The organism is Agromyces sp. CCNWLW213 (assembly GCF_037199545.1).
Taxonomy (GTDB): Bacteria; Actinomycetota; Actinomycetes; order Actinomycetales; family Microbacteriaceae; genus Agromyces.
The window spans coordinates 580,861-604,289 of sequence record NZ_JBBBDX010000002.1 but is presented as its reverse complement, the minus strand read 5'-3'; the positions used below and the strand labels follow the sequence as shown (position 1 = coordinate 604,289).

Below are 23,429 nucleotides of genomic sequence, written 5' to 3'. Positions count from 1 at the left end.
GCAACCGCGAGGTTGCGCGGACCGGCCGGAATGTGCAATCCTGAGGTTGCACAACTGAGGAGGCGCACGTGACCCCGATCCCCACCCGATCCACCCGCCCGACCGTGGTGCTCGCCGTCCTGTTCGCGGGCGCGTTCGTCATGGGCTGCGCCGAGATGCTCGTCGTCGGCATGATCGACCTCGTCGCCGACGATCTCGGGGTGTCCGTCCCCGCCGCGGGCGCGCTCGTCACCGCGAACGCCCTCGGACTCGCCGTCGGCGGCCCGGTCCTGACCTTCCTCACGACGCGCTTCGACCGTCGACGGCTCCTGCTCGCCACGACCGCGGTGTTCGTCGCGGCCAACCTGCTTCCGGCGCTCGGCGCCGACCACGCCGCCTTCCTGTCGACGCGCGTCGCGATCGGCGCGGTGCAGGGCCTCTTCATCGCCGCCGCGATGGTGACGGCGGCCTCGGTGGTCGACCCCGAGCGCACCGGTCGGGCGATCGCCGTGGTGATCACGGGCTTCGCGACCGCCAGCGCACTGGGCCTGCCGCTGGGCACGTTGCTGGGGCAGGCCGTCGGATGGCGCGGCGCCTTCGCCGCCGTCGTCGTCGCGGGCCTCGTGGTGCTCGCGGCCGCCGCCGCGGCGCTGCCGTCGGTGCCCACCGCCCCCGGAAGCGGCGCGCTCGGCCAGGCGCGACACGCGTTCGCGCCCCGGGTGCTCGCCGTGCTGGGCGTGAGCGTCCTGACCTTCGCGGCGATGCTGGCCGCGATCACCTACCTCGTGCCGTTCCTGGGCGATGTCACCGAGGTCGCCGGGCCGACCGTGACGCTCTTCCTGCTCGCGTACGGGGCGGCGACGGCGATCGGCTCGTTCGGCGGCGGACGGTTCGCCGACGCCGATGCGGCCCGCTCGCTCATCCTCGGCGCGATCGGCGTGACCGTCTCGCTCGTCGCCCTGCTCGCCGTCGGATCGAACCCGTGGCTCGTCGCGGTCGCCGTGTTCGGCGTCGGGCTCTTCGGCATGGCGACCGGTCCGTCCATCCAGCACCGCGTGGTCGGCCTCGCCGGCCCGGGCGCCCCGCTCGCGTCGTCGCTGCCCGCCTCGGCCGTGAACGTCGGGATCGCGTTCGGCGCCCTCGCCGGCGGGTCGGCGCTCGACGTCGCCGGCGTGCGCGGGGCGGTCGTCACGGCATCCGTCGTCGGGGTGCTCGCCGTGGCCGCGGCATGGGCGACCAGCGGCCTGCAGGCGGCCGCCGCGCCATCCGCCGCCGACGCACTCGCCGACCGATGACCGCATCACCGAGGAAGGAATGCACCATGAAGCTGCTCCAGGACGAGGTCGCCGTGATCCACGGCGGCGGGGGATCGATCGGCGCGGCCGCCGCACGCGTGTTCGCGCGCGAGGGGGCGCGGCTGTTCCTCGCGGGGCGCAGCCTGCCGCGACTCGAGGCCGCGGCATCCGCTGCTCGCTCGCTGGGGGCCACGGTCGACGTCGCCGTCGTCGACGCGATGGACCAGGCCGCGGTGGACCGCCACGTCGACGCCGTCGCGGACGCCGCGGGCCGCATCGACATCGCGCTGAACGCCGTCGGGTTCGACCACGCGCAGGGCCTCGCGATCGCCGACACGTCGGTCGACGACTACCTGCACCCGGTCGCGGGGTACCTGCGGACGAACTTCATCACGGCGAAGGCGGTCGCGCGCCCCATGATCGCGCAGGGAAACGGCGTGATCCTCACGATCTCGACGCCCGGTGCCCGGCTCACCGGACGCGGGCTGATCGGCAACGCGGCGCAGAGCGCGGGCCTCGAGGGGTTCTCTCGGGCGCTCGCCGGCGAGCTCGGGCCGTCCGGCGTGCGGGTCGTGTGCGTGCGGCCGCACGCCCTGTCGGACGCCGTCGCGACGTCGTACACGGGGACCATGTTCGGCCGCATCGCGGACGGCGGCGGCACGCCGCTCGACGACTGGATGGACGGCCTCGCCCACGGCACGCTCCTCGGCCGGCTGCCGGTGCTCGACGAGGTCGCCGAGTACCTCGCGTTCGCGGCATCCGACCGCGCACGATCGATGACCGGCGTGATCTCGAACCTCACGGCGGGGGCGCTCGTCGACTGAGCCCGATCTTCCGGGATCCGCCTCGAACGCGGACTTGACGCGCGCCGCCGGTCGCATGAGGCTGATCGCAACCGTCATCCGCGAGGGCGCGGGATGCCGCGCGAGGGGGCACGCACATGGACGTCATGACCGAGGCCACGACCGAGAAGATCGCTCGAGCGTTCTCGAGCCACCGGTTCGATGTCGCGTTGCCGCACCTCGCCGACGACGTCATCTGGACGGTCGTCGGATCCGATCCGCTGGTCGGACGGAAGAAGGTGAAGAAGGCCGTCGAGCGCACCGCGGCGGGTCTCGCGAAGGTCACGACCGAGTTCCAGCGGTTCCGCACGGTGGTGGGCGAGGACAGCGTCGTGGTCGACAGCCTGGCTCGGTACACGGATGCCGCGGGCGACGTGTCCATCGTGGCGTCGTGCGACATCTACGACTTCGACGGCGAGGGGTGCATCACCGAGATCGTGTCGTACACGGTCGAGCTGCCCAGCTGAGCGACCGGGCGCGGGGCGCGCAGCGCCCGGGCGCCCGGCTGGTCACAGCGGCAGCGCCCGGTCGTCGACGACCGTCTTCATGACGAGGGTCGACTGCACGCGGGCGACGCCGGGGAGGGCTGAGAGCCTCTCGTCCCACAGTCGCTCGTACGCGCGCAGGTCGGCGACCGCGACGCGCAGCAGGTAGTCGGGGTCGCCGAAGAGCCGCAGCGCCTGGATCACCTCGGGGATCTCCGCGACCGCGGCGTCGAATGCCGGCACGGTGTCGCGGTTGGCCTGCGCCATCGTGACGAACACGAGCGCCCCGAAGCCCATGCCGACCGCGTCGGGGTCGATCACGGCCCGGTACCCGGTGATCGCGCCGGAAACCTCGAGCGCCCGCAGGCGCCGGTGGGTCGGCGACATGCTGAGGTTCACCCGTTCGGCGAGCTCGGTGAGGCTCAGGCGGCCGTCACGCTGCAGCTCGGCGAGGATCTTCCGGTCGATGGCGTCCACAGCAGAAATCCTTCCACGGATGCCGTACACCGGGGCGGAATTCGGCAGCGACTTCTCGTGCGGCATCCGTACCGTTCTCGTGTGGACATGCAGCTGCTGCTCGCTGCGGCCGTGATGATGGTGCTCATGGTCGTGCTGCCCGGCCCCGACTGGGCGTACCTGATCGCGTCGGGCCTGCGCGAGCGCAGCGTCCTCCCGTCGCTCGCGGGCATCCTCCTGGGCTACCTCGCGACGGTCGCGGCCGTCGCGGTCGGCGTCGGCGCGGCGGTCGCCGCCCTTCCCGGATTCATCGTCGCGCTCACGTTCGCCGCGGCGATCTACTTGACCTACCTGGGCGTGCGCGTGATGCGCGAGCCGCCCGTCGTGGCGGCGGCGGGCGCGGGTGCCGGCCGGGCAGGGTCGGCCGGGGTCGGGTCGGCCGGTGTCGGGTCGGCCGGGGTCGCGTCGGGCGACGGCGACGTGCTCGCGGCATCCGCTCGCCCGTGGGTGCGAGTGCTGCAGGGTGCCGGCGTGAGCGGGCTCAACCCGAAGGGCCTGCTCGTGCTCGTGGTGCTGCTGCCGCAGTTCACGGATGCCGCGGGCGCCTGGCCCATCCCGCTGCAGCTCGCGGTGCTGGGCCTGATCTTCGTCGGCGCGTGCGCGCTGGTCTACTCGGCCGTCGGCTATGGCGCCCGGACGGTGCTGCGCCTACGTCCGTCGGCGATGCGCGTCGTGTCGCGCATCTCGGGCGCGGCGATGATCGTGCTCGCCGTGGTGCTCGTGGCCGAGCAGGCCGTGCATCTCGTCGGCGGGTGACCGAGGCCATCCGAGCCCGAGTCCCGCCGCTTCGGCGATGCCCGTTCCGGCGCGCCGTCGCCCGGCGTAGATTCGGGGACTGCGGCCAGTTCCGGCCCGCGATCAGGCGATTCATCCGGTCGAGTGGCGGGAGGACGGCATGTCGAGGAACGGCGTTCGTACGAGGGGGCGGCCTGCGTCGCTCGGCGCGATCGTGCTCGCGGGGGCGGTGTGCGCCATGATCGCGGGCTGCGCGCCCGGGACGCCGAACTCGGCCACCGAGCCTCCCGGTGCGGCCTCCGGGACCCCCGACCCGCGTGCGTCGGCCTCCGCATCGTCGCGGCCGACGCCCGGTGATCCGCCCGCCGCCGGCCCGACCTTCGCCGTCGTCGGCGATTCGATCAGCCACGCGGACAGCGCCGATTTCGCCGCCGGAGACATCGATCCGGCGTCCTGGGTGACGTACGTGCGAGATGCCGGTTTCACGTTCGCCGGAGGCTGGGCCGAGTGGGGTGCGACGACCGCGCTCATGGCGGATTCGGTGGCGCCCGTCGACGCCGAGACCCTCGTGGTCCTCGCCGGAACGAACGACTTCGCGCTCGGCGTGCCGTTCGCCGAGACGTCCGCGAACCTCGATCGGATCGTCGAGACCGTCGGGATCGACGAGGTCGTCGTCGCATCGGTTCCGCCGATGGCCGCATTCCCGGAGGGCGCGACCGAACTCAACCAGCGACTCCAGGATCTGGCCGGTACGCGCGGTTGGCGGTTCGTCGACGCGTCCGCCGGGCTCCGGGACGGCGATGGGAGATACGTCGAGGAGATGACCTCCGACGGGATCCACCCCTCCGAGGAGGGAGCGCAGGTGCTCGGGGAGGCGATCGCCGGCGCGTTGCGCGGCGGATGAGACCGACCGGGGCGCCGACCGTCGGGCACCGGTGGGCCCGACGGGAACGACCGCACGACGGCAGGACGACCCGGAACGGATCCGGGCCGTCCTGCCGGCTCGCGCCGTGCGCGGTCAACCGCCGAGCAGGCTGAGCACCAGTCGCACCGAGAGCGCCACCACCGAGACGAGTCCGACGACACCGAGCACGTTCTGCCACCAGCGGTTGCGCATCTCGCCCATCAGGCTGCGGCGGTTCGCCATGACGATGATGAGCACTGCGAGCACCGGCGCGACGAGCACGGTCAGCGCCTGGGCGATCACGATGAGCTGCACCGGCGCCTGCTGGAAGATCAGGGCGACGGCGACGCCGAAGGCGAGGATGGTGCCGCTCACGATCTTCGCCGTGCGAGAGCCCGACGAGGCGCCGCGTCCGAGGCCGTCGGAGAGCATGGTGCCGCCGGCGGTCGCGTTCGCGATCATCGACGAGAAGGCCGCGCCGAAGAAGCCGAGCGCGAACAGCGTCGCGCCGATCGGGCCCGCGAGCGGCTCGAAGATCCCCGCGAGGGCGACGATCGTGGTCGCCGCCTCACCAGTCGCGCCGAGCACGGCGGCGGCGACGACGATGACGAGCGAGGTCATGATGCCGGGGGCGACGATGCCGGGAATCGTGTCGACGATCGTCACGTCCCGGTACTGCTCCTCGGTCCGGCCGCGCTCCTTGGTGCCGTACGCCGTGTAGAAGGCGGCATTGACGCTGAAGTTCGTACCGACGAGCGCGACGACGAGCAGCCAGGAGCCGTCCGGGACCGTCGGGATCAGGCCGGACGCGGCATCCGCCCAGTCGGGGTTGGAGATGAAGGCGCTGATCACGAACGCGACGGCCATGGCCGCGACGATCACGATGAGCAGCTTCTCGATGACGCGGTAGACGTTGCGGAAGAGCAGCAGCGACGCGACGCCGATGGTGCAGATGACCGTCCACATGATCGGCGGGCCGCCGAACAGCATCGACAGACCGAGACCCGAGCCGACCGCGTTGCCGACCGAGAACATCAGGGTGATGAGGAACACCCCGATTCCGGCGAGCACGCCGACGGGGCGGCCGAGGTGGTCCTTGATCGACGCGATCAGCGAGACGGGCGACTTGATGCCGAGCCGCACGCTCATGTCGGTGAGGAAGATCATGAGGATCGTCGACACGACGATGACCCAGATGAGCGTGTACTGGTAGCCGCTGCCCGCCTGCACGGCGGTGGTGAGGTTGCCGGGCCCGAACTGCCAGGCGCCGGCGACGAACGCGGGGCCGATCAGCGCGAGCTGCTGCCAGAACGAGCGGCGCCGGCCGCTCGATTCGACGATGGTGCGCATCGTCTCGGTCGGGACGCGGCCGTATCCGGTGCCCGGGGTGGTGGTGGTGTGGCGGGTCCTGGTTCGCTCACTCATCGCGAGCCTCCTTCTTCGGAGTGCGGCCGCCGGCCGCTCAGTCGTCATTGACTCGGGTGCCGCACTTCGACGGCGCCGATCCTACGCCGCCTCGGCGGGATCGGTGAGGGGTGGGCGGGGGCCGGATGTCGCCGGCCCCCGCCGAACGGATCAGACCGTGACCGCGACCTTCTCGAGACCGGCCGATGCGAACGCCGCGGCGATCTCGGCGTCCGCGCCGTCCGGCAGCGGCAGCAGCGGGGTGCGCACCGTGGCGTGGTCGAGGATGCCGCGGTGCACCAGGCCCCACTTCAGGGCGACGGTGCCCTCCATGTGCGAGCCGCGGTGGTACACGTTCTTCGTGACGGGCAGCAGTCGCTCGTGGATGGCGTGGGCGCGCGGGTAGTCCTGCGCCTTGCCGGCCTCGATGAGCTCGATGAGCGCCTCGGGGGCGATGTTGCCGTAGCCGACGAGCAGGCCGTCGACGTCGAACATCGTCGGCAGCAGGTACTCGTCGTGGCAGGAGAGGATCTGCAGTTCGGGGTACGCGGCGCGGAGCGCGGGGATCTCGGTGTACCAGCGGCGCATGTTGCGGACGCCGTTCTTGGTCGCGAACACGCCCTCCTGGCCGGCGATCTCGAGCTGCGTGTCGAGGTCGTAGGTGGCCTTGGTGTTGTCGGGGTACTGGAAGAGGATCGACGGCAGCCCGCTCGTCTCGTAGATCTCGCGGTAGCGGCTCTGCGGGGCGCCCTTCTGGTAGCCGAAGCGCAGCCAGCCGTGCGACGGGTACACGAGGCCCGCCGAGGCGCCCGCGGCCCGGGCGCGCTCGGCCTCGAGCGCGGCGACCTTGTTGCCCTCGCCGGTGATGCCGGCGATGACGGGCACGCGACCCTCGGTCGAGTCCACGAACGCCCGGATCACGTCGAGCTGCTCGTCGATCGTGAGGAACGTGCCCTCGCCGGCGTGGCCGAGCACGACGAGGCTCTTCACGCCGTCGATCGAGCCGAGCCACGAGCCCAGGCGCTGGATGGCGGCGAAGTCGATGTCGCCGTCGGTGGTGAACGGGGTCACGGGGGCGGGGTTCAGTCCGCGAAGGTCGAGTGGCATCGTTCGGCTCCTTGTCTTTCTCTTCGTCGAGACCCGCAGGATGGAAACGTTATCGAGAACGATTGCGGGAACGTTTGCAAGTATGCTGGATCATGTGAGCGGATGTCAACACCCGGTTCCGGACGCCGCGTGGCGCGCGCCATCCGGAACCCGATCGCGCCGGTCGCTCGCCCGTAGACTCGCCGTGGCAGGAGGTCGAAGGTGGAGCGCACGCACGCAGGCCCGGTGACGCTGAAGGATGTCGCGCAGGCATCCGGCGTGAGCGTCTCCACCGTCAGCCGCATCCTCGACGACCGCACGCCGGCATCGCGCAGCGAGACCGCGCAGCGCGTGCGCCGGATCGCCGAGGAGCTCGGCTACCGCCGCAACATGTTCGCCTCGAGCCTGCGGCGCGGTGCGACCGCCACGATCGGCGTGCTGGTGCCGCGCCTGACCGACACCGTGATGGCCCTCATGTTCCAGGCGATCGAGCGGGCTGCCGGGCAGCGCGGCTACTTCGCGGTGGTCGCGACGTGCGGCGACGAGCCTGACGACGAGCGCCGCGCCACAGAGACCCTGCTCGATCGAAACGTCGACGGCGTCATCCTCGCGACGGCCCGCCTCGACGACGAACTGCCGGCGTCGTTGCGCGCCCGCGACATCCCGCACGTCCTCGTGCTCCGCACCGACCGCATCAGCCCCTCGTCGCTCGGCGACGACGAGACCGGGGGATATCTCGCGACGCGGCACCTGATCGACCTCGGTCACCGCGACATCGCCATGGTGACGGGCCCCTGGTTCACCTCGAGCGCGCGCGACCGCCGCGCCGGAGCGGAGCGCGCCCTTCGCGAGGCCGGCCTCCCGATCGACGAGTCCCGCATGCTCTCGGTCGGCTACGGCATCGACGACGGCATCGAGGCGGGTGCGCGCCTGCTCGACCGCGCCGATCGCCCGACCGCCGTGTTCGCCGCGAACGACAACCTCGCGCTCGGCGTGCTCACCGCGGCGAGCAACCTCGGGCTCCGCATCGGCGCCGACCTGTCGATCGTCGGCTACAACGACATCCCCCTCGTCTCCCGCCTGCCCGTGGCGCTGACCTCGGTGCGGACGCCCTTCGATCAGATCGCCTCGACGGCGCTCCAGCTGCTCCTCGCGCCGCAGGAGGGCGGCAGCGACCTCCGCGTGGCCCTGCCGACGCTCATTCCCCGGGCGTCGACGGCGCCGCACACCCGCTGATCGCGGTCCGGGGCGATGCGCGAGCCGGCCGCGGCGGCCTGTCCGATCAGCGCCCGAGGCTCGCCCGGCGCTCCTGGAGGAACGTCCGGAGCTCGGGCTCCCGCGCGAGCTCGATCGCCCTGGCGAAGGCCGCCTCGGCCTCCGCGTCGCGCCCGGCGCGTCGCAGCAGCTCGGCCCGCGTCGCCCACCACGGCTGGTAGGCCTCGCCGCCGGGCGGAAGGGTGGCGAGACCGGCGGTCGCGCCATCCGTTCGCCCGATGACCGCCGCCGCGGCGACCTGGACGCCGAGGCTCGGCGCCACCGCGAGGAGCGCCGAGTAGAGCGTGCGCAACGCGGCCCAGTCCACGGTGTCCGTGCGGCGGCGGTCCAGGTGCACGGCCTGGATGGCCGCCTCGAGCTCGAATCGCCCGGGCGCGGTCGAGCCGCGCAGCGCCGCCGCACGCCGCAGGAAGCCCTCGCCCTCGTCGACGAGTCGTTCGTCCCACGACGACGTCCGCTGCTCCTCGACCGGGGTGTACGGACCCGAGCGCGGTCGGGCCAGCGAGAGGGTCACGAGCGCGGCGAGCGCCCATGCCTCGGGCTCGCGTTCGAGGAGGCGCGCGAGCGTCACCGCGAGGTGGCGGGCCTCGCCCGCGAGCGAGTCCGGGTCGTCGCGCCAGGTGATCGCCGCGCAGCCGTACACCGCCTCGAGCACCGCCGGCAGTCGCTCGGGCATGTCGCGTCGGTCGGGGACGACGAACGGGATCCGGGCGCGTGCGATGCGCCGCTTGGCCCGCGTGAGGCGCTGGGCCATGGTCGCGGTCGGCACGGCGTATGCGGCGGCGATCCGGGCGGCGTCGAACCCGAGCACCGCCTGCAGGATGAGGGGCGTGCGCGCGGCGGGGTCGATCGCAGGGTGCGCGCACGCGAAGCACAGCTCGAGCCGCTTGTCGGGGATGCGGAGCGGGTCGACGGCGTCGAACGGGTCGAGGGCTCGACGGCCGAGTCCCTCCACCGGGGAGGCCTCCGCATCAGCCGCCTGATCGAGCGGCGCGCTCGTGCGCGCCGCGGCGGACTTCCACACGTCGCGCTGCCGGTTGCGAGCCACGGTGATCAGCCAGCCCTCCGGGTTGTCGGGGATGCCGCTCGTCGGCCAGCGTTCGAGGGCCGTGGCGAACGCGTCGGCCAGCGCGTCCTCGGCGAGGGCGAGGTCCCCGGTGCTCGCGGCGAGCACGGCGACGAGTCGCGCGGTCGACTCGCGCGCGGCGTGGGCCGCCGCCGCGTAGGCGTTCGCGCGCCCGGATGCGCGGGCGGCGTCATCCGCGGCCGTGCCGGCGGCATCCGTCACCGGTTGGGCACCCACGACCCGTCGACGGTGTGCACGGCGCCGGGCCGCACCTCGACCGCTCCGCCCCACTCGAGCGCGGGCGCCTGCGACGCCCAGGCGAGCGCGGCGTCGAGGTCGGGCACGTCGATCACGATGGTGCCGCCGAGCTGCTCCTTCGCGTCGACGAGCGGCCCGTCCTGCACGTGCAGCCGATCGGCGTCCCGTCGCAGGGTCGTGGTGGCCTCGCTCGGCTGCAGCACCTCGGCGCCGAGCAGCACCCCGGCGTCGTGCAGCGTGGCCGCGTAGGCCGACATCCGTCGCATGCCCTCGGCGATGACCTCGTCGCCGAGCGATTCGGGCGACGCCTCGGCGTAGTGCAGCAGCAGCGTGTAGCGCATCGTGAACCCCCGCTCACCGCACAGCGTACTGGGCGATGACCACGCCGGTCGTGGTCGGGATGGCGCGCTCCAGCTCGAGCGCGACGGGGTCGCCGCCGAACAGCCTCGTGCCGGTTCCGAGCACGAGCGGATGCTGCAGCAGCACCATCTCGTCGACGAGCCCGGCCGCGAGCAGGGCCCGCACGAGCTCGCCGCTCCCGAGCACCGTGATGCCGCCGACGAGGTCGCGGCGCAGCGCGGCGATCGTGTCGGCGGCCTCCCCGACGAGCGGCGTCGAGTTCGGGTGGGCGAGGCGGATGTCGCGCTGCCGCGTCACCACGTACTTCGGCGCGTCGACGAGCGCGGCGGTGAACGGGTTCGGGTCGGGCGTCGACGTCCAGAACCCCAGCACATCGTCGTAGGTGCGGCGACCGAACAGCAGCGCGCCGCCCTGGGACATCCCCTCGGCGGCGAAGCGCCCGGCGACCTCGTCCTGGTACGGCGCCGCCCAGCCGCCGCGCGCGAAGTTCCCGCGCGGGTCCTCGTCGGGCCGCCCCGGCGCCTGCATGACGCCGTCGAGCGTGACGCTCTCGAACACGGTGATGGTGGCCATGGTCCGCTCCGTTCCGCGGCCGCCGGGTGCGGCCGTCAGGTGATGAACGATCGACGGCGGGTGGAATCGACATCCTCGTGCTGGACCGCATCCGCCGAACCGGAGTACGGTGACCCACATCGACGCCGCACCCCCCGCGATCCTCGGACGCACCGGCGAGCTCGACCGCCTCGGTGCGCTGCTCGGCAATGCCCGGAACGGCGTCGGCGCGGCCCTGTCGGTGGTGGGCGAGCCGGGCATCGGCAAGACCGCGCTGCTGGATGCCGCGGTCGCGCGCGCTCGCGGCATCCGGGTGCTTCGGTCGGACGGGTACGAGGCCGAGTCGGCGATGCCGTACGCCGCGGTGCAGCGCCTCGGTTCGCCGCTCGCCGAGCACCTCGGCGGTGTGCCGGCGCGTCAGGCCGCGGCGCTGCGGATCGCCGCCGGGATCGACGAGGGCGAGCCGCCCGATCGGTACCTCGTCGGGCTCGGACTCCTGTCGCTGCTCGCGTCGGCCGGCGAGGCGGAACCCATCGCATGGGTGGTAGCGGGTCGCGCTGCTGATGAGTTCGCGTCCCGACCCGCGCGTGCGACTCGTCGCCGCCGGCGTTCCGGAGCTGGAGCTCGGCGGCCTCGCGCAGTCCGAAGCGGTGCAGTTGCTGAACCGGTCGGTGCGCGGCGCGGTCGATCAGCTGCTCGCGACGCGCATCGCGGAGGAGACGGGCGGCAACCCGCTCGCCCTCATCGACCTGGGGCGGGAGTTCACCGCCGAGCAGCTCACCGACTCGTCGGTCGCTCGCACCCCGGTGCCGCTGGGCGAGCGGCTCGAAGCGCACTACCTCGGCCAGGTCGACGCGATTCCGCCCCGGTCGCAGCAGTGGCTGCTCGTCGCGGCGGCCGAGTCGACCGGCGACGGCGAGCTCATCGGCGCTGCCGCCGAGCGGCTCGGCCTGCCGACGGATGCCGCGGGGCCGGCCGAACGCGCCCGGCTCGTGTCGGTGCGGCGAACGGTCGACTTCCGCCATCCGCTCATCCGCTCGGCCGTCTACAACGGCATGCCCGCCGACGAGCGTCGCCGCGCGCACGAGGCGCTCGCCGTCGTCGCCGACGAGCGCGGGCGCGCCGACCTCGCCGTCTGGCACAGCGCGGCCGCGGCGGTCGGCGCCGACGACCGGCTGGCGGCCCGCATGGAGCAGATCGCCGACGCCGCCGGCGTCCGCGGCGGTTCGGTCTCCCGGGCGCGGCTGCTGACCCGGGCCGCCGACCTCACGTCGGAGGGGCCGGAGCACGACCGGCGGATCCTCTCCGCCGCCGAGGCGGCCGCATCGGCCGGAGCCGTCGGCCTGGCCCTCGAGCTGCTCGGGCGCCTCGACGGCGACCGCCTCGACCCGATCGGGCTCGGACGGATGCTCACGCTCCGCGCGGCGCTCGCGCTGTTCACGGCCGACCGCGACGGCGTCGTCGGGGGAGCGGCGACGATGCTGCGCGTCGCGGACCTGTTCCACGGTCGGGCGCCGGAGCTCGAGCAGCGCGCGCTCCTGCGGGCGTTCGACTACGTGCTCACCGCGGAGTGGGCGGCGGAGGGGGTGGGCCTTCCCGAGCTGGGGCGCCGGCTCGCCGACGGCGCGACGGTGGCCGACGGGCCGATGTCGGTGCAGCTGCGCGCCCTGGCCGCGCACATCCTGCAGCCGTACGACGAGGCGGTTCCGCTCATGCGCGAGGCGCTGGCGCTGATCCGCGGATCGGATGACGTGCACCTGCTCGACCTCGGCGCCATCGGCGTCGCGCTGACGATGGCGCTGTGGGAGGAGCAGGTCTGCGTGGAGCTGCTCGAACGCACGCTCGGCGCCGCCCGGGACGCCGGCGTGCTGCGCGTGGTCGACACCGCGCTCTGGCTGCTCGGGCTCGTCGAGCTCGTGCGGGGCGACCCCGCGGCATCCGGCAGCTACATCGAGCAGGTGCGCGAGCTGCGGCGTGCGATCGGGTACGACGCCGAGCAGGTCGTGAACGCCTCGCATCTCGCCTGGTCGGGCGCGCCGGTCGAGGTCGTCGAGCAGGTCGCGGAGGGCGTGCTCGCCACCGGATTCGCCGGGGCGTGGACCATCGCGATGACCGGCCTCGGCATCCGCGAGATCGCCGACGGGCACTACCGGGATGCGTTCGAGCGGTTCGCGCCGGTGGTGGCGCGGAACTTCCTGCAGGTGGCGTACCAGCAGCTGCCCGACTTCGTCGAGGCGGGGGTGCGCAGCGGACGGGCCGACCGGGTCCGGGCGTCGGCGGACCGCCTGACCGGGTTCGCCGTCGCGAGCGGAACGCCGTGGGTGCGCGGCGTGGCGGCGCGGTCCGACGCGCTGCTGGCCGACGACGCCGACGCCGAGCCCCTCTACCTCGACGCGATCGCCCATCTGGAGCAGGCCACGCCGCCCGGCGACCTGGGACGCGCGCACCTCGTCTACGGCGAGTGGCTCAGGCGGATGAAGCGTCGCCGCGAGGCACGCGAGCAGCTGCGCGCCGCCCTCGCGATCTTCACCCGCGTCGGGGCGCCCGCATTCGCCGCCCGCGCGCGCCGGGAGCTCGAGGCGACCGGCGAGCACGTGCCGCACCGGCTTCCCGGCGACGACGGCGCGGAGGCGCTGACGCCCCAGGAGGGCACGATCGCCCGCATGGCCGCCGACGGACAGACCAACGCCGAGATCGGCGCGACGCTCTTCATCAGCGTGAACACCGTCGACTACCACCTGCGCAAGGTGTTCCGGAGGCTCGGGGTGACGTCGCGCAAGCAGCTCGCGGAACGCTTCGGCGAGCGCTGACCGCACGCCCCTCCGGCGTCACGACTACGCACACCACGTGGTTCGGCGAACCGGCGCGCGGCGGCACCATCGTGGCATCCGCTCACGCCATGAGGAGGCCGCCAGGCCCTAGGTCACGACCGACGACGGCGCCCGGATCTTCTACACCGACTGGGGCGTGCACGGCTCGCCCGTGCTCCTGAGCCACGGCTGGCCGCTCAACTCCGACGCGTGGGCGGCCGCGGCGCGGTTCCTCGCCGAGCACGGGCATCGCGCCATCGCGCACGACCGACGTGGTCACGGGCGGTCGAGCCGCACCTGGCACGGCAACGAGATGGACACGTACGCCGACGACCTCGCCGTGCTCATCGACCACCTCGACCTCACCGACCTCACGCTCGTCGGCCACTCGACCGGCGGCGGCGAGCTCGTCCGCTACCTCGGCCGGCACGGCAGCGGGCGCGTGGCGAAGCTCGTGCTCGTCTCGGCGGTGCCGCCGTTCATGCTGCGCACCGACGACAACCCCGAGGGGCTGCCGATCGACGTGTTCGACGGCATCCGCGCGGGCGAGGCCGCCGACCGGGCGCAGCTGTACCGCGACCTGGCCGACGGCCCGTTCTTCGGCAACAACCGCAACAACGACGTCTCGCCGGGCGTGCGCGACGCGTTCTGGCTGCAGAGCATGGCCTGCGGCCACCGCGCCGCCTACGAGTGCATCGCCGCGTTCTCGGCGACCGACTTCCGCGACGACCTCGCGAAGGTCGACGTGCCCACCCTCGTGATCCACGGCGACGACGACCAGGTCGTGCCGTTCGAGGTCGGCGGCGAGCGTTCCGCCGCCATGGTCGACGGCGCCCGCCTCCTCGTGTACGAGAACGGCGCCCACGGCCTGCCCGACACCGAGCGGGACCGGCTGCACGCCGACCTGCTCGCCTTCATCGATTCCTGAAACGGATGCCGCGGCATCCGCCCCGCACGAAAGGACCCCGACCATGACCGACGGGACCACCGACCCCACCGCCCCCGACACGATCGTCCTGGTGCACGGCCTCTGGATGACGCCTCGCAGCTGGGAGAACTGGAAGGAGCGCTTCGAGGCGAAGGGCTTCACCGTGATCACGCCGGGCTACCCCGGGTTCGAGATCGAGGTCGAGGCGCTGCGCGAGAACCCCGACCTCATCGCGAAGCTGACCGTGCCCGAGACCGTCGACCACATCGCCGCGCAGATCGAGGCGCTGCCGAGGCCGCCGATCATCATGGGGCACTCGTTCGGCGGCACGCTCACGCAGCTGCTGCTCGCCCGTGGGCTCGGCGCCTCCGCCGTCGTCGTCGACTCGGCGCCGACGGAAGGCGTGCGCGTCAACCCGCTGTCGCAGGTGAAGTCGCTCTTCCCGGCGCTGAAGAACCCCGCGAACCGTCACAAGGCGGTCGGCTTCACCCCCGAGGAGTTCCACTACGCGTTCGCGAACACGCTGACCCGCGAGGAGTCCGACGCCGTGTGGCGGAAGTACGCGATCCCCGCCCCCGGCAACTGGGTGTGGGCGTACGGGCTCATCGCGAACTTCAAGCCCGGGATGCAGGAGACGTGGGTCGACTACACCAAGGATCGCGCGCCGCTGCTGTTCATCGCCGGCGAGAAGGACCACATCATGCCGCCCTCGGTGAACCGGTCGAACGCGAAGCACTACGCGAAGTCGCCCGCCATCACCGAGTACGTCGAGTTCCCGGGCCGGTCGCACTGGATCTGCGCGGAGCCGGGCTGGGAGGAAGTCGCCGATCACGCGCTCGAGTGGGCGCTGGCGCACGCGGGAGACCGGGCGGGCGCGGCGCGGCCGGCCTGAGCGCGGACGGCGCCGGCGACCCTGGGAGGGTCGTCGGCACTTCCTCGCCGCTCAGCCGACCCGTCCGAGGAACTCGAGCACGCGTCGCATGAGCAGCTCCGTCGCGTCGGGGTCGTAGCTCGGCAGCGTCGAATCGGCGAAGTAGTGCTGGTCGCCGGGGTAGAGGAACAGCTCGGCGTCATCGGCCGCGGCGACGAGCTCGCGCGCGGCATCCACGTCGCCTTCGTCCATGAAGATCGGGTCGGCGTCAGCCCCGTGGACCTGCGCCGGGACCCCCGGGGGCCACGAGCCGAACTCCGCGATCGGCATGCAGGAGTAGAGGAACAGCGCCCCCTTCGCTCCGGCGCGGGTCTGCGCGAGCATCTGCGCGGGCACGACGCCGAGCGAGAACCCCGCGTAGACGAGCTCGGCCGGCAGCGGCTCGGCCGCGCGCTCGCCGCGGCCCATGATCTCGTCCCAGCCGACGTCGCGGGCGTAGCCGACACCGGCCTCGATCGAGTCGAAGGTGCGTCCGTCGAACAGGTCGGGCGTGTGCACGGTGTGGCCCGCTCGGCGGAGCTCGTCGGCGAAGGCGCGGGTGCCCTGCGTGAGGCCCAGCGCGTGGTGGAAGAGCAGTACCTCGGCAGCGGCGCCGGTGGCCTCGGCGCGCGTGGGTCGATCGGTCATGGACCGACTCTTCCGTGATCGGGGTCACATGCCAAGCGCCTTGCGCGGCGGTCTCAGGGCGGGTATTCCCGCGACGGCGCGCCCGTCGCGCGATCGTCGACCACACCTCCGGAACCCCGGCGACCGGAACTGATCGCACGCCGACCGTTCGCGATCGATACCGATCATTCCGTTGACCGCTGCGATCGGTCGTTCCTAGCCTGTGCCCGGGGTGGCCCCCGCTCGGGGGCCTTCGAAGTCAAGGGAGACCTCGTGCAACGTCGCACTGGACAGGGGCGGGCGCCGGCGATCACCGCTGCGCTCGTCACCGGCACGCTGATCGGAACGGGTATGTCGGCGGTCGCCGTCCTGCCCGCCCACGCCGACGTGCCGGTGGGGGAGGTGTTCGTGTCGGACCTGCCGTGGCTCAACGAGTCGAACGGCTGGGGTCCGATCGAGCGCGACACGTCGAACGGCGAGTCGGCGGCCGGTGACGGCAGGCCGATCACCATCGGGGGCGTCGTCTACGAGAAGGGCATCGGCATGCACGCCACGGGTGCCCTGTCCGTCGAGCTCGGCGCGAACTGCACGGAGTTCAGCGCGTTCGTCGGGCTCGACGACGAGGTGACGAGCGGCGTGGGCACGACGCGGTTCCAGGTGTACGGCGACGGTCGGCTCATCGCCGAGACGGCCGTGCTGACGGGAACGGATGCCCCGTTCGAGCTCACCGCCGACGTGACCGACGTCGAGGTGCTGCGGCTCGTCGCGGACGAGGCGACCAACGGCAAGAACTTCGACCACGCCGACTGGGGCGACGCGACGCTCGCCTGCGACGACGAGGCTCCTGCGGAGCCCACCATCGTCGACCGCTGGACGATCGACGGCCCCGAGGGTGCCGCGCTCGACGGCGAGCTCACCCTCGACTCGGCGGGTCGGGTGGCGCTCGACGTCCGCCGCGGCGATGACGTCGTCGTCTCGGCCGAACGCCTCGGCCTGGTGGGCAGCGACGGAGACTTCCGCTCCGGCCTCTCCTTCGTCGACCGGGTCGACCGGGAGGTGGCCGACGAGTACACGATGACGACCGGCAAGCAGGAGGACCGCGAGTACCGGCACGCGGAATCCGTGTTCACGTTCGAGAACGCCGCCGGTGCGCGCTTCTCGATCGCCGCCCGCCTCGCGGACGACGGCGCCGCCTACCGGTACCTGGTCGACGGCGAGGGCGAGCACCGCGTCGACGACGAATCCGGGTCGTGGCTGCTCCCGGGTGACGGCGCGGCGTGGATGCAGCGCTCCTACGCCGTGAACTACGAGGCCGAGTGGATGACGACGACCGCGACCGCCGCGAACGGCACCGGCTCGGTCGGCTACCCGGCGCTCTTCGAGCAGGGCGACCAGTACGTGCTGCTGACGGAATCCGACCTGCACGGCGACTACTCCGGCTCGCACCTGTCGCACGGCACCGGCTCGCTCCGGTACGGCGTCGACCTGTTCGAGGGCGCGCCCGTGACCTCCACCGGCGACCTCTCGACGCCGTGGCGCGTCGCGATCGTCGGCGACCTCGACGAGGTGGTCGAGTCGACCATCGTCGACGACCTCGCGACGCCGAACCAGCTCGCCGGTGAGGCGGACACCTCGTGGATCCGCACCGGCGTCTCGAGCTGGAGCTGGCTGACCGACTGGAACAGCCCGAAGGACGAGGCGCGCCAGCGCGACTTCGTCGACCTCTCGGCCGAGATGGGGTGGGAGTACGTCCTCCTCGACGAGGGATGGGACGCGAGCTGGGTCCCGCGCACCGTCCGCTACGCGCACAGCAAGGGCGTCGACGTGATCATCTGGTTCCACAGCCGCGACCTGCGCACGCAGGCGCAGCGCGACGAGTGGCTGCCGAAGCTCGCGTCGTGGGGGGTCAGCGGCATCAAGGTCGACTTCATGGACACCGACAGCCAGGCGATCCACCAGTGGTACGACCAGATCGCGGCCGACACCGCGAAGCACCGCCTGATGATCAACTTCCACGGCGCCTCGCTGCCGACGGGCATGCAGCGCACCTGGCCGCACATCATGACCTACGAGGCGGTGCGCGGCGCCGAGAACGGCATCAGCCCGGAGCGGAGCCTCACCGTGCCGTTCACCCGCAACGTGGTCGGCTCGATGGACTGGACGCCGGTCACCTTCTCGCGCGGCAACGGCAACTCGTCGAAGGCGCACGAGGTCGCGATGGCGATCGTGTACGAGTCGGGCTGGCAGCACATGTCGGACAAGCCGGAGTCGTACGCCGCGGAGCCCGACGCGGTGCCGTTCCTGCAGAACATCCCCGCGGAGTGGAAGAAGACCGAGCTCATCAGCGGCCGGCCGGGATCGGACGTCGTGCTGGCGCGCCAGTCGGGCGACCGCTGGTTCGTCGGCGGCATGCGCGCCGGTTCCGGGGATCCGCTCCAGCTCCCGCTCGGCGACCTGCCCGGGCTGGGGAAGAACGTGCTGGTCGACCTGCTGACGGATGACGGCGCCAACGGCTCCGCGACGGTGGCATCCACGGTGACGACGACGACGAAGGACACCCTGACGGTGCCGACCGCGACCAACGGCGGCTTCGCCGCAGTGGTCTGCGCCGCGAAGCCGGGCCGCGAGACCTGTCTCGAGCCGGTCGAGCCGGCGCCGGCGGCCGCGCTCGCGGTCGAGCCCGCCGACGGACAGGTGCAGCCCGGATCGACCTTCGAGCTCACCGCGGCGTTCTCGGTGGACGACCGGGACGTGCGGCAGGTCCTCGTGACGCCGGACGTCCCCGAGGGCTGGACGCTCGAGGGCGCTCCCGTGACCGCCAAGACGCTCGCCGCGGGCGAGGTGCTCGAGGCGAGCTGGACGGTCACCGTGCCGGCGGACGGCGCGAGCGGCACCGTGGAGGTGCCGGTCACCGCGGAGTACCGCGACGGCGGCCGCCCGTACGCGGCATCCAGCCAGGCCACCGTCTGGGTCACGCCGCCGCCGCTCGACGGCCTCGTGTACGTCTCCGACCTCGAGTGGTCGCAGCAGAGCAACGGGTACGGCCCGATCGAACGCGACCAGTCGAACGGGCAGGCTGCGGCCGGCGACGGCCGGCCGATCGAGATCGACGACGTCGTCTACGAGAAGGGCGTCGGGATGCACGCGACCGGCTCGCTCACCACGTGGCTCGGCGGCACGTGCTCGACGTTCGACGCGATCGTCGGCATCGACGACGAGGTGCTCGAGACGCCCGGCGAGAGCGGCATCGGATCCGTGCGGTTCCGCGTCATCGGCGACGGCGTCCTGCTCGCCGAGACCGCGGTGCTGACGAACGACGATGCCGCACTGCCGCTGACGGTCGACGTGACCGGGGTGGAGCAGCTGCAACTCGTCGCGCACGAGGCCACCAACGGCAAGAACTTCGACCACGCCGACTGGGCCGACGCGAAGCTCACCTGCGACGCCGGCTGACCGGCGCGATGGGGCGGGCCTGCTCGGGTCCGCCCCATCGCGGCATCGCCGACATAGTGTGGGAAAGCGCAAACCAACGGTGAGGAGGCGCAGTGTTCACGGACGAACGACGCCAGGTGATCCTCTCGGCGCTCGCGGTGCACGGCTCGATCTCGGTCACCGACCTGTCGCAGATGGTGCGCTCGTCGGAGATCACGGTGCGCCGCGACCTGAAGGCCCTCGAGGAGACGGGCCGGATCGTGCGGCATCGCGGCGGAGCATCCGTCGCCCGCTCGGTCATGGACGAGCCGACCTACCTCGAGAAGAGCGTCGTCGCGGCCGGGCAGAAGCTGGCGATGGCCGAGCTCGCCGCCGACCTGGTGGATGACGGCGACGTCATCATGCTCTGCGCCGGCACGACGACGCAGGCGGTCGCGACGCGCCTGCTGCGGCGGCGGCTGATGGTGGCCACGAACTCGCTGCTCGTGGCCGACACGCTCTCGGACGCGCCGAAGGTCGACGTGCTCATGATCGGCGGCATCCTGCGCGGCAACATCCGAGCGGCGATCGGCGGCGAAGCGGAGCGCGAGGTGTCGCGCCTGCGCTTCCAGACGGTGTTCCTCTCGGGCAACGGCCTCACCGCGGCGAACGGCCTCAGCACGCCGAACATGCACGTCGCCAGCCTCGACCGGGCCGCGGTCGACGCCGCGCAGCGCGTGGTCGTGCTCGCCGATCACACCAAGGTCGGCATCGACTCCATGGTGCAGACGGTGCCGCCCGAGCGCATCGACGTGCTCATCACCGATTCCGAAGCGGATGCCGCTGAGCTGGCGCGCATGCGCGCTGCGGGGATCGACGTGCGGACCGCGCCGGCGGTGCCGGCGAGGGCCGTGCCGGAAGGGGCGACGCTGCCGGCGCGGTGATCGTCGCTGATGCGACGTGCCCGACATGGAGAAGTCTCTGCTCAGTGCGGAGGCGCCGGAGGACCGACCGTCAGCGGTCCCGAGGGGCTAGCCTGAACCCGTGGCATGGATGTGGACGGAAGTTTCCGACTTGGGGCCCGCGAAAACCTCGAGAAGCAACGCGATGGGCTACCACGCGGCCAGCGATCGGCCGATTCTGGTCACAGGGCCAGGCCCCGAAGTCGATGCCGCACAGACGTGGGAATGGGATGACGGGTGGGCACTCGCCCAAGACATGGGGCCGCGAGCTCGGTTCGGTTGCGCCCTCTCCGAAAGCCATGATGGCTCGCTGCTCCTCTTCGGTGGTGCGCTCGGTGTACCCATGCGCGACACCTGGAGCTGGGATGGAACGACCTGGACTCAGGTGGACGATTCGGGGCCGGGCGCTCGAAGCGAGGCGGCGATGGCGACTGACCCTGTCCGGAAGAAGGACATCCTCTTCGGCGGTGTATCGGGAGGGACGGATGTTCCGGTTCAATCCGAGACATGGACGTGGGATGGGAGCTTCTGGTCGCCGATCGACGATTCGGGACCGGCCCTGAACCTGCCCAAGCTGGCCTGGGATACGACGACTTCGACGCTGGTGCTCGTCGGCTCCTTCGGCAGCAGCTCGACCACATCCACGTACATCTGGACTCAGCACATGTGGGTACCCGTCAACGACCTCGGGCCGGACGTGCCAGTGGGAGCGCTCCTGTCGACGCCGGTCGGCGTCGTGGCGGTGACCAGTACGGGGACGTGGACGTGGAACGGCACGCGAAACCGATGGACCCAGGTGCAGGACGTGGGACCGAGGTCGACCGAATTGTGCGGCGTCTGGCATCGTAAGGAGAACCTCGGCATCGTCTTCGACGGAGCGGCCGGGTCCACGTGGAGATTGAGCCACGACTGAGGTACGCCGTGATGGGCGGTCCCGTAGTCGGCGGGAGCACCACGGAGAGGGCTCGACGTGTGGGCGATCGAGTCGGAAGGTCGGAGACCGGCCCGCGATGGTTGCACGACGCTCCTGACCTGCTGCGGCCCGGGCGAAGAGCCTGCCGATGCGCGCCATGCGACTTGGCGGAGCGGTCGGCGCCGACGCCTCAAACGCCCGGCTTCGGGTGATCGACGACGTGCCACGGGCTCCGGATGCGACTGGCCCCGAGCTCGGCGAGCACCACGGCCGGCGGCTCGTCGAGGGCCCGCGCGAGATCCGCCACGACGGCGCGCGCCTCGTCGGGGTCGACGGCGAGCAACTGCCGGAACCGATCGCGCACGCGTTCCCACGGCGGGTCCGGGATGGGCGGCAGGCCGTGCTTCGGGATGCGCTTCCGCAGGACATCGAGCAGCATCTTGCGGCAGCGCTCCTGGGCGCGTCGGTACTTCCCGTCCCATTCGAGTTCGACCGTCGTGAAGTGAAGGCTGGTGAAGATCGAGCTGCTGGGATAGTGGTTCTTGATCACGCCGGGGTCCGATTCGCCGATCACGAGTTCGAGCGGGAGCGCGAAGTTGCCGATCGCCTCGCGTCCGCCAGGGCGCTGTCGCGTGGGTTCGCACCAGATCCGAAGCTCATCGGCCTGCAGTGCGTAGCCCAGTTCGACGCTCGTCGCGCTCTGGGTCCAGCCACCCTCGTCGTCCGGGGTCTTCGTCTGGATCGTGTGCGTCACGGAGGTCGCCGCGGGATTCAGGGCCGCCCCGTTCACCCGCCACTCGTACCGCGGCTTCTCGTACCCGCGTGAGGTGGCTCGGATCCGGAATCCACGTCGCTGGTATTTCGGGGTGAGCTGGTACGGGCCGCGCGGTCCGGCGAAGCACGGTTTCGTCCAGACGGTGACCGTCGCTCCATCCGGCTTGGGCTGGTCCTCGGGCAGGATCTCGAGGTCGCCGCCGTGACCGGAGGGGAGCGGCGCCAGCTCCTGGATCTCGATGTCGACCCATTCGTCCTGCTCGCCGATCTCCCGAACGCGGACGACGAAGTCGAGCGCGTACTCGCGGAACGTGGCGTCGAGGTCGCCGAGGTTGGAGAGCGGGAGGACGCCGACGTAGCCGAGTCGCCGGTCGGGGCGCCGGTGGTGGACGACGATCCCGGCCGGAGGCTTGAAGGCGGATGCCGCGGTCGCGGGGTCGGCCCGCAGGAAGCCCGAATCGTATCCTCCCGAGCGTCGCAGTTCGATGGTGAAGCGCTCGCCGAACGTGCCGAGCGGAACGGTCTGGATCAGAACCGGCCCTCGCACCTCCGGCCAGACCCGCGCCGCGACATCCGCCGCATGAAGTCGAACCCGCACCGGGCCGGACATGCTGGCCGGCAGGGTGTGCACGAGCCCCGCGGTCTCGATGGCCTTCCAGTACGTGGTTCCTGCGAGTTGCGCGGGCGAGAGCAGCGGGCCGACCGTCGTGTTCTGGTCGGTGCCATCCGCCACCGACGGCGGCAGCATCGGATTGGCTGCGCGCGGGAACGTCGGACCCGGCACCGGCAGGGTGTACGCCTTGGCCGACATGATGTCGTACGGGGAGACGTACTCGTTGACCCCGTCGAAGGTGTGGTCGAACCCGTAGCTGTGGAGCACCTCGTGGCAGAGCGCGTCGAACCGGCCACCTCGGCTCATCACCGTCGCCGGCGGGTATCCTCCACCGAACTCGTCGGTCGGTTGCGCGAACCAGAAGAGGACCCGGTCGAACGTGCTCCAGTCGGGGTCGTGCAGTCGGGTGATCTCCGCTCGCGGCGCGTTCAGGAGCGGCTTGCGATCCGCTCGCTCGCCCGCATACACGTCGGGGACGTTCGGCATGGTGACCCGGGGATCGTCCATCACCAGCGGTTCGAAGAGCCGGTAGCTGAGGTCGGCCTGCCCGTAGGTCACACGGCGGAGGTAGTGGCCGAGGCTGAAGACGATGCCGGGATCCATCAGCGCGGCGAACTGCGCGGGCGTCCAGACGTCGCTCGCGGGAGTGCTCGGCCATCGGATGGGGATGAAGGCCCACATGCGGCGCATGCTAGTCGCGCTGCCGTGACGCCGTCACCCCTTT

20 protein-coding genes and 1 pseudogene are annotated in these 23,429 nt (G+C 72.1%); 13 read left to right on the top strand and 8 right to left on the bottom strand.

All coding sequences use genetic code 11. The features are described 5' to 3' along the window. Positions 1 to 68 precede the first annotated feature (68 nt). From WBQ80_RS07055 to WBQ80_RS07045, 3 genes are all read left to right on the top strand, one after another. Positions 69 to 1,274 (top strand): MFS transporter, encoded by a 1,206-nt coding sequence (locus WBQ80_RS07055; protein ID WP_336570514.1) that lies wholly within the window; start codon positions 69 to 71, stop codon positions 1,272 to 1,274. 26 nt (positions 1,275 to 1,300) lie between these two features. After that, positions 1,301 to 2,098: an SDR family NAD(P)-dependent oxidoreductase gene (locus WBQ80_RS07050; RefSeq protein ID WP_336570513.1), complete on the top strand. Its 798-nt coding sequence runs from the start codon at positions 1,301 to 1,303 to the stop codon at positions 2,096 to 2,098. A 116-nt stretch (positions 2,099 to 2,214) separates the two neighbouring features. After that, a complete protein-coding gene (locus WBQ80_RS07045; RefSeq protein ID WP_336570512.1) occupies positions 2,215 to 2,583 on the top strand; it encodes a nuclear transport factor 2 family protein in 369 nt (122 codons plus the stop codon). Positions 2,584 to 2,625: 42 nt separating this feature from the next. Here the strand turns inward: WBQ80_RS07045 and WBQ80_RS07040 are convergent, their stop codons facing one another. Next, positions 2,626 to 3,078, bottom strand: a complete 453-nt coding sequence (locus WBQ80_RS07040; protein WP_336570511.1) for an Lrp/AsnC family transcriptional regulator — start codon at positions 3,076 to 3,078, stop codon at positions 2,626 to 2,628. 87 nt (positions 3,079 to 3,165) lie between these two features. Between WBQ80_RS07040 and WBQ80_RS07035 the strand changes: the two genes are divergently transcribed. Then, positions 3,166 to 3,873 (top strand): LysE family translocator, encoded by a 708-nt coding sequence (locus tag WBQ80_RS07035; protein WP_336570576.1) that lies wholly within the window; start codon positions 3,166 to 3,168, stop codon positions 3,871 to 3,873. Between the two features lie 139 nt (positions 3,874 to 4,012). Then, entirely contained in the window at positions 4,013 to 4,756 is a 744-nt protein-coding gene (locus WBQ80_RS07030; RefSeq protein ID WP_336570510.1) for an SGNH/GDSL hydrolase family protein, read from the top strand. A gap of 114 nt (positions 4,757 to 4,870) precedes the next feature. Here the strand turns inward: WBQ80_RS07030 and WBQ80_RS07025 are convergent, their stop codons facing one another. Then, a complete protein-coding gene (locus WBQ80_RS07025) occupies positions 4,871 to 6,181 on the bottom strand; it encodes an Nramp family divalent metal transporter (protein WP_336570509.1) in 1,311 nt (436 codons plus the stop codon). A 150-nt stretch (positions 6,182 to 6,331) separates the two neighbouring features. Next, a complete protein-coding gene (locus WBQ80_RS07020) occupies positions 6,332 to 7,267 on the bottom strand; it encodes a dihydrodipicolinate synthase family protein (protein ID WP_336570508.1) in 936 nt (311 codons plus the stop codon). A 201-nt stretch (positions 7,268 to 7,468) separates the two neighbouring features. Between WBQ80_RS07020 and WBQ80_RS07015 the strand changes: the two genes are divergently transcribed. Further along, on the top strand, positions 7,469 to 8,482 hold the full coding sequence (locus tag WBQ80_RS07015) for a LacI family DNA-binding transcriptional regulator (RefSeq protein ID WP_336570507.1): 1,014 nt from the start codon (positions 7,469 to 7,471) through the stop codon (positions 8,480 to 8,482). Positions 8,483 to 8,528: 46 nt separating this feature from the next. Here WBQ80_RS07015 and WBQ80_RS07010 read toward each other — a convergent pair whose 3' ends face one another. The 3 genes from WBQ80_RS07010 to WBQ80_RS07000 are packed head-to-tail and all read right to left on the bottom strand — an operon-like array spanning position 8,529 to position 10,778. Then, complete coding sequence (locus WBQ80_RS07010) at positions 8,529 to 9,824, bottom strand: RNA polymerase sigma factor (protein WP_336570506.1); 1,296 nt, start codon at positions 9,822 to 9,824, stop codon at positions 8,529 to 8,531. Continuing rightward, a complete protein-coding gene (locus WBQ80_RS07005; RefSeq protein WP_336570505.1) occupies positions 9,806 to 10,186 on the bottom strand; it encodes a YciI family protein in 381 nt (126 codons plus the stop codon). Before WBQ80_RS07005 ends, WBQ80_RS07010 begins: the two co-directional genes overlap by 19 nt. A gap of 13 nt (positions 10,187 to 10,199) precedes the next feature. Beyond that, on the bottom strand, positions 10,200 to 10,778 hold the full coding sequence (locus WBQ80_RS07000; RefSeq protein ID WP_336570504.1) for a dihydrofolate reductase family protein: 579 nt from the start codon (positions 10,776 to 10,778) through the stop codon (positions 10,200 to 10,202). A 109-nt stretch (positions 10,779 to 10,887) separates the two neighbouring features. Between WBQ80_RS07000 and WBQ80_RS06995 the strand changes: the two are divergent. The 4 genes and pseudogenes from WBQ80_RS06995 to WBQ80_RS06980 all read left to right on the top strand — a co-directional run. Continuing rightward, a pseudogene (locus tag WBQ80_RS06995) lies at positions 10,888 to 11,133 on the top strand (ATP-binding protein); the annotation flags it as partial. Between the two features lie 187 nt (positions 11,134 to 11,320). After that, positions 11,321 to 13,567 carry a helix-turn-helix transcriptional regulator gene (locus tag WBQ80_RS06990; RefSeq protein WP_336570503.1) on the top strand — a complete coding sequence of 749 codons (2,247 nt, stop codon included), beginning with the start codon at positions 11,321 to 11,323 and terminating at the stop codon, positions 13,565 to 13,567. Between the two features lie 157 nt (positions 13,568 to 13,724). After that, the gene (locus tag WBQ80_RS06985; RefSeq protein WP_336570502.1) at positions 13,725 to 14,495 is read left to right on the top strand and encodes an alpha/beta fold hydrolase; all 771 of its coding nucleotides are present in this window, start codon (positions 13,725 to 13,727) and stop codon (positions 14,493 to 14,495) included. Positions 14,496 to 14,538: 43 nt separating this feature from the next. Further along, complete coding sequence (locus WBQ80_RS06980) at positions 14,539 to 15,387, top strand: alpha/beta hydrolase (protein WP_336570501.1); 849 nt, start codon at positions 14,539 to 14,541, stop codon at positions 15,385 to 15,387. Between the two features lie 51 nt (positions 15,388 to 15,438). Here the strand turns inward: WBQ80_RS06980 and WBQ80_RS06975 are convergent, their stop codons facing one another. Further along, positions 15,439 to 16,053 (bottom strand): dienelactone hydrolase family protein, encoded by a 615-nt coding sequence (locus tag WBQ80_RS06975; protein WP_336570500.1) that lies wholly within the window; start codon positions 16,051 to 16,053, stop codon positions 15,439 to 15,441. A 252-nt stretch (positions 16,054 to 16,305) separates the two neighbouring features. Between WBQ80_RS06975 and WBQ80_RS06970 the strand changes: the two genes are divergently transcribed. From WBQ80_RS06970 to WBQ80_RS06960, 3 genes are all read left to right on the top strand, one after another. Continuing rightward, complete coding sequence (locus WBQ80_RS06970) at positions 16,306 to 19,485, top strand: NPCBM/NEW2 domain-containing protein (protein WP_336570499.1); 3,180 nt, start codon at positions 16,306 to 16,308, stop codon at positions 19,483 to 19,485. Between the two features lie 92 nt (positions 19,486 to 19,577). After that, complete coding sequence (locus tag WBQ80_RS06965; protein WP_336570498.1) at positions 19,578 to 20,387, top strand: DeoR/GlpR family DNA-binding transcription regulator; 810 nt, start codon at positions 19,578 to 19,580, stop codon at positions 20,385 to 20,387. 163 nt (positions 20,388 to 20,550) lie between these two features. Further along, on the top strand, positions 20,551 to 21,318 hold the full coding sequence (locus tag WBQ80_RS06960; RefSeq protein ID WP_336570497.1) for a hypothetical protein: 768 nt from the start codon (positions 20,551 to 20,553) through the stop codon (positions 21,316 to 21,318). Between the two features lie 190 nt (positions 21,319 to 21,508). Here WBQ80_RS06960 and WBQ80_RS06955 read toward each other — a convergent pair whose 3' ends face one another. Beyond that, positions 21,509 to 23,386 (bottom strand): hypothetical protein, encoded by a 1,878-nt coding sequence (locus WBQ80_RS06955; protein WP_336570496.1) that lies wholly within the window; start codon positions 23,384 to 23,386, stop codon positions 21,509 to 21,511. Positions 23,387 to 23,429 lie beyond the last annotated feature (43 nt).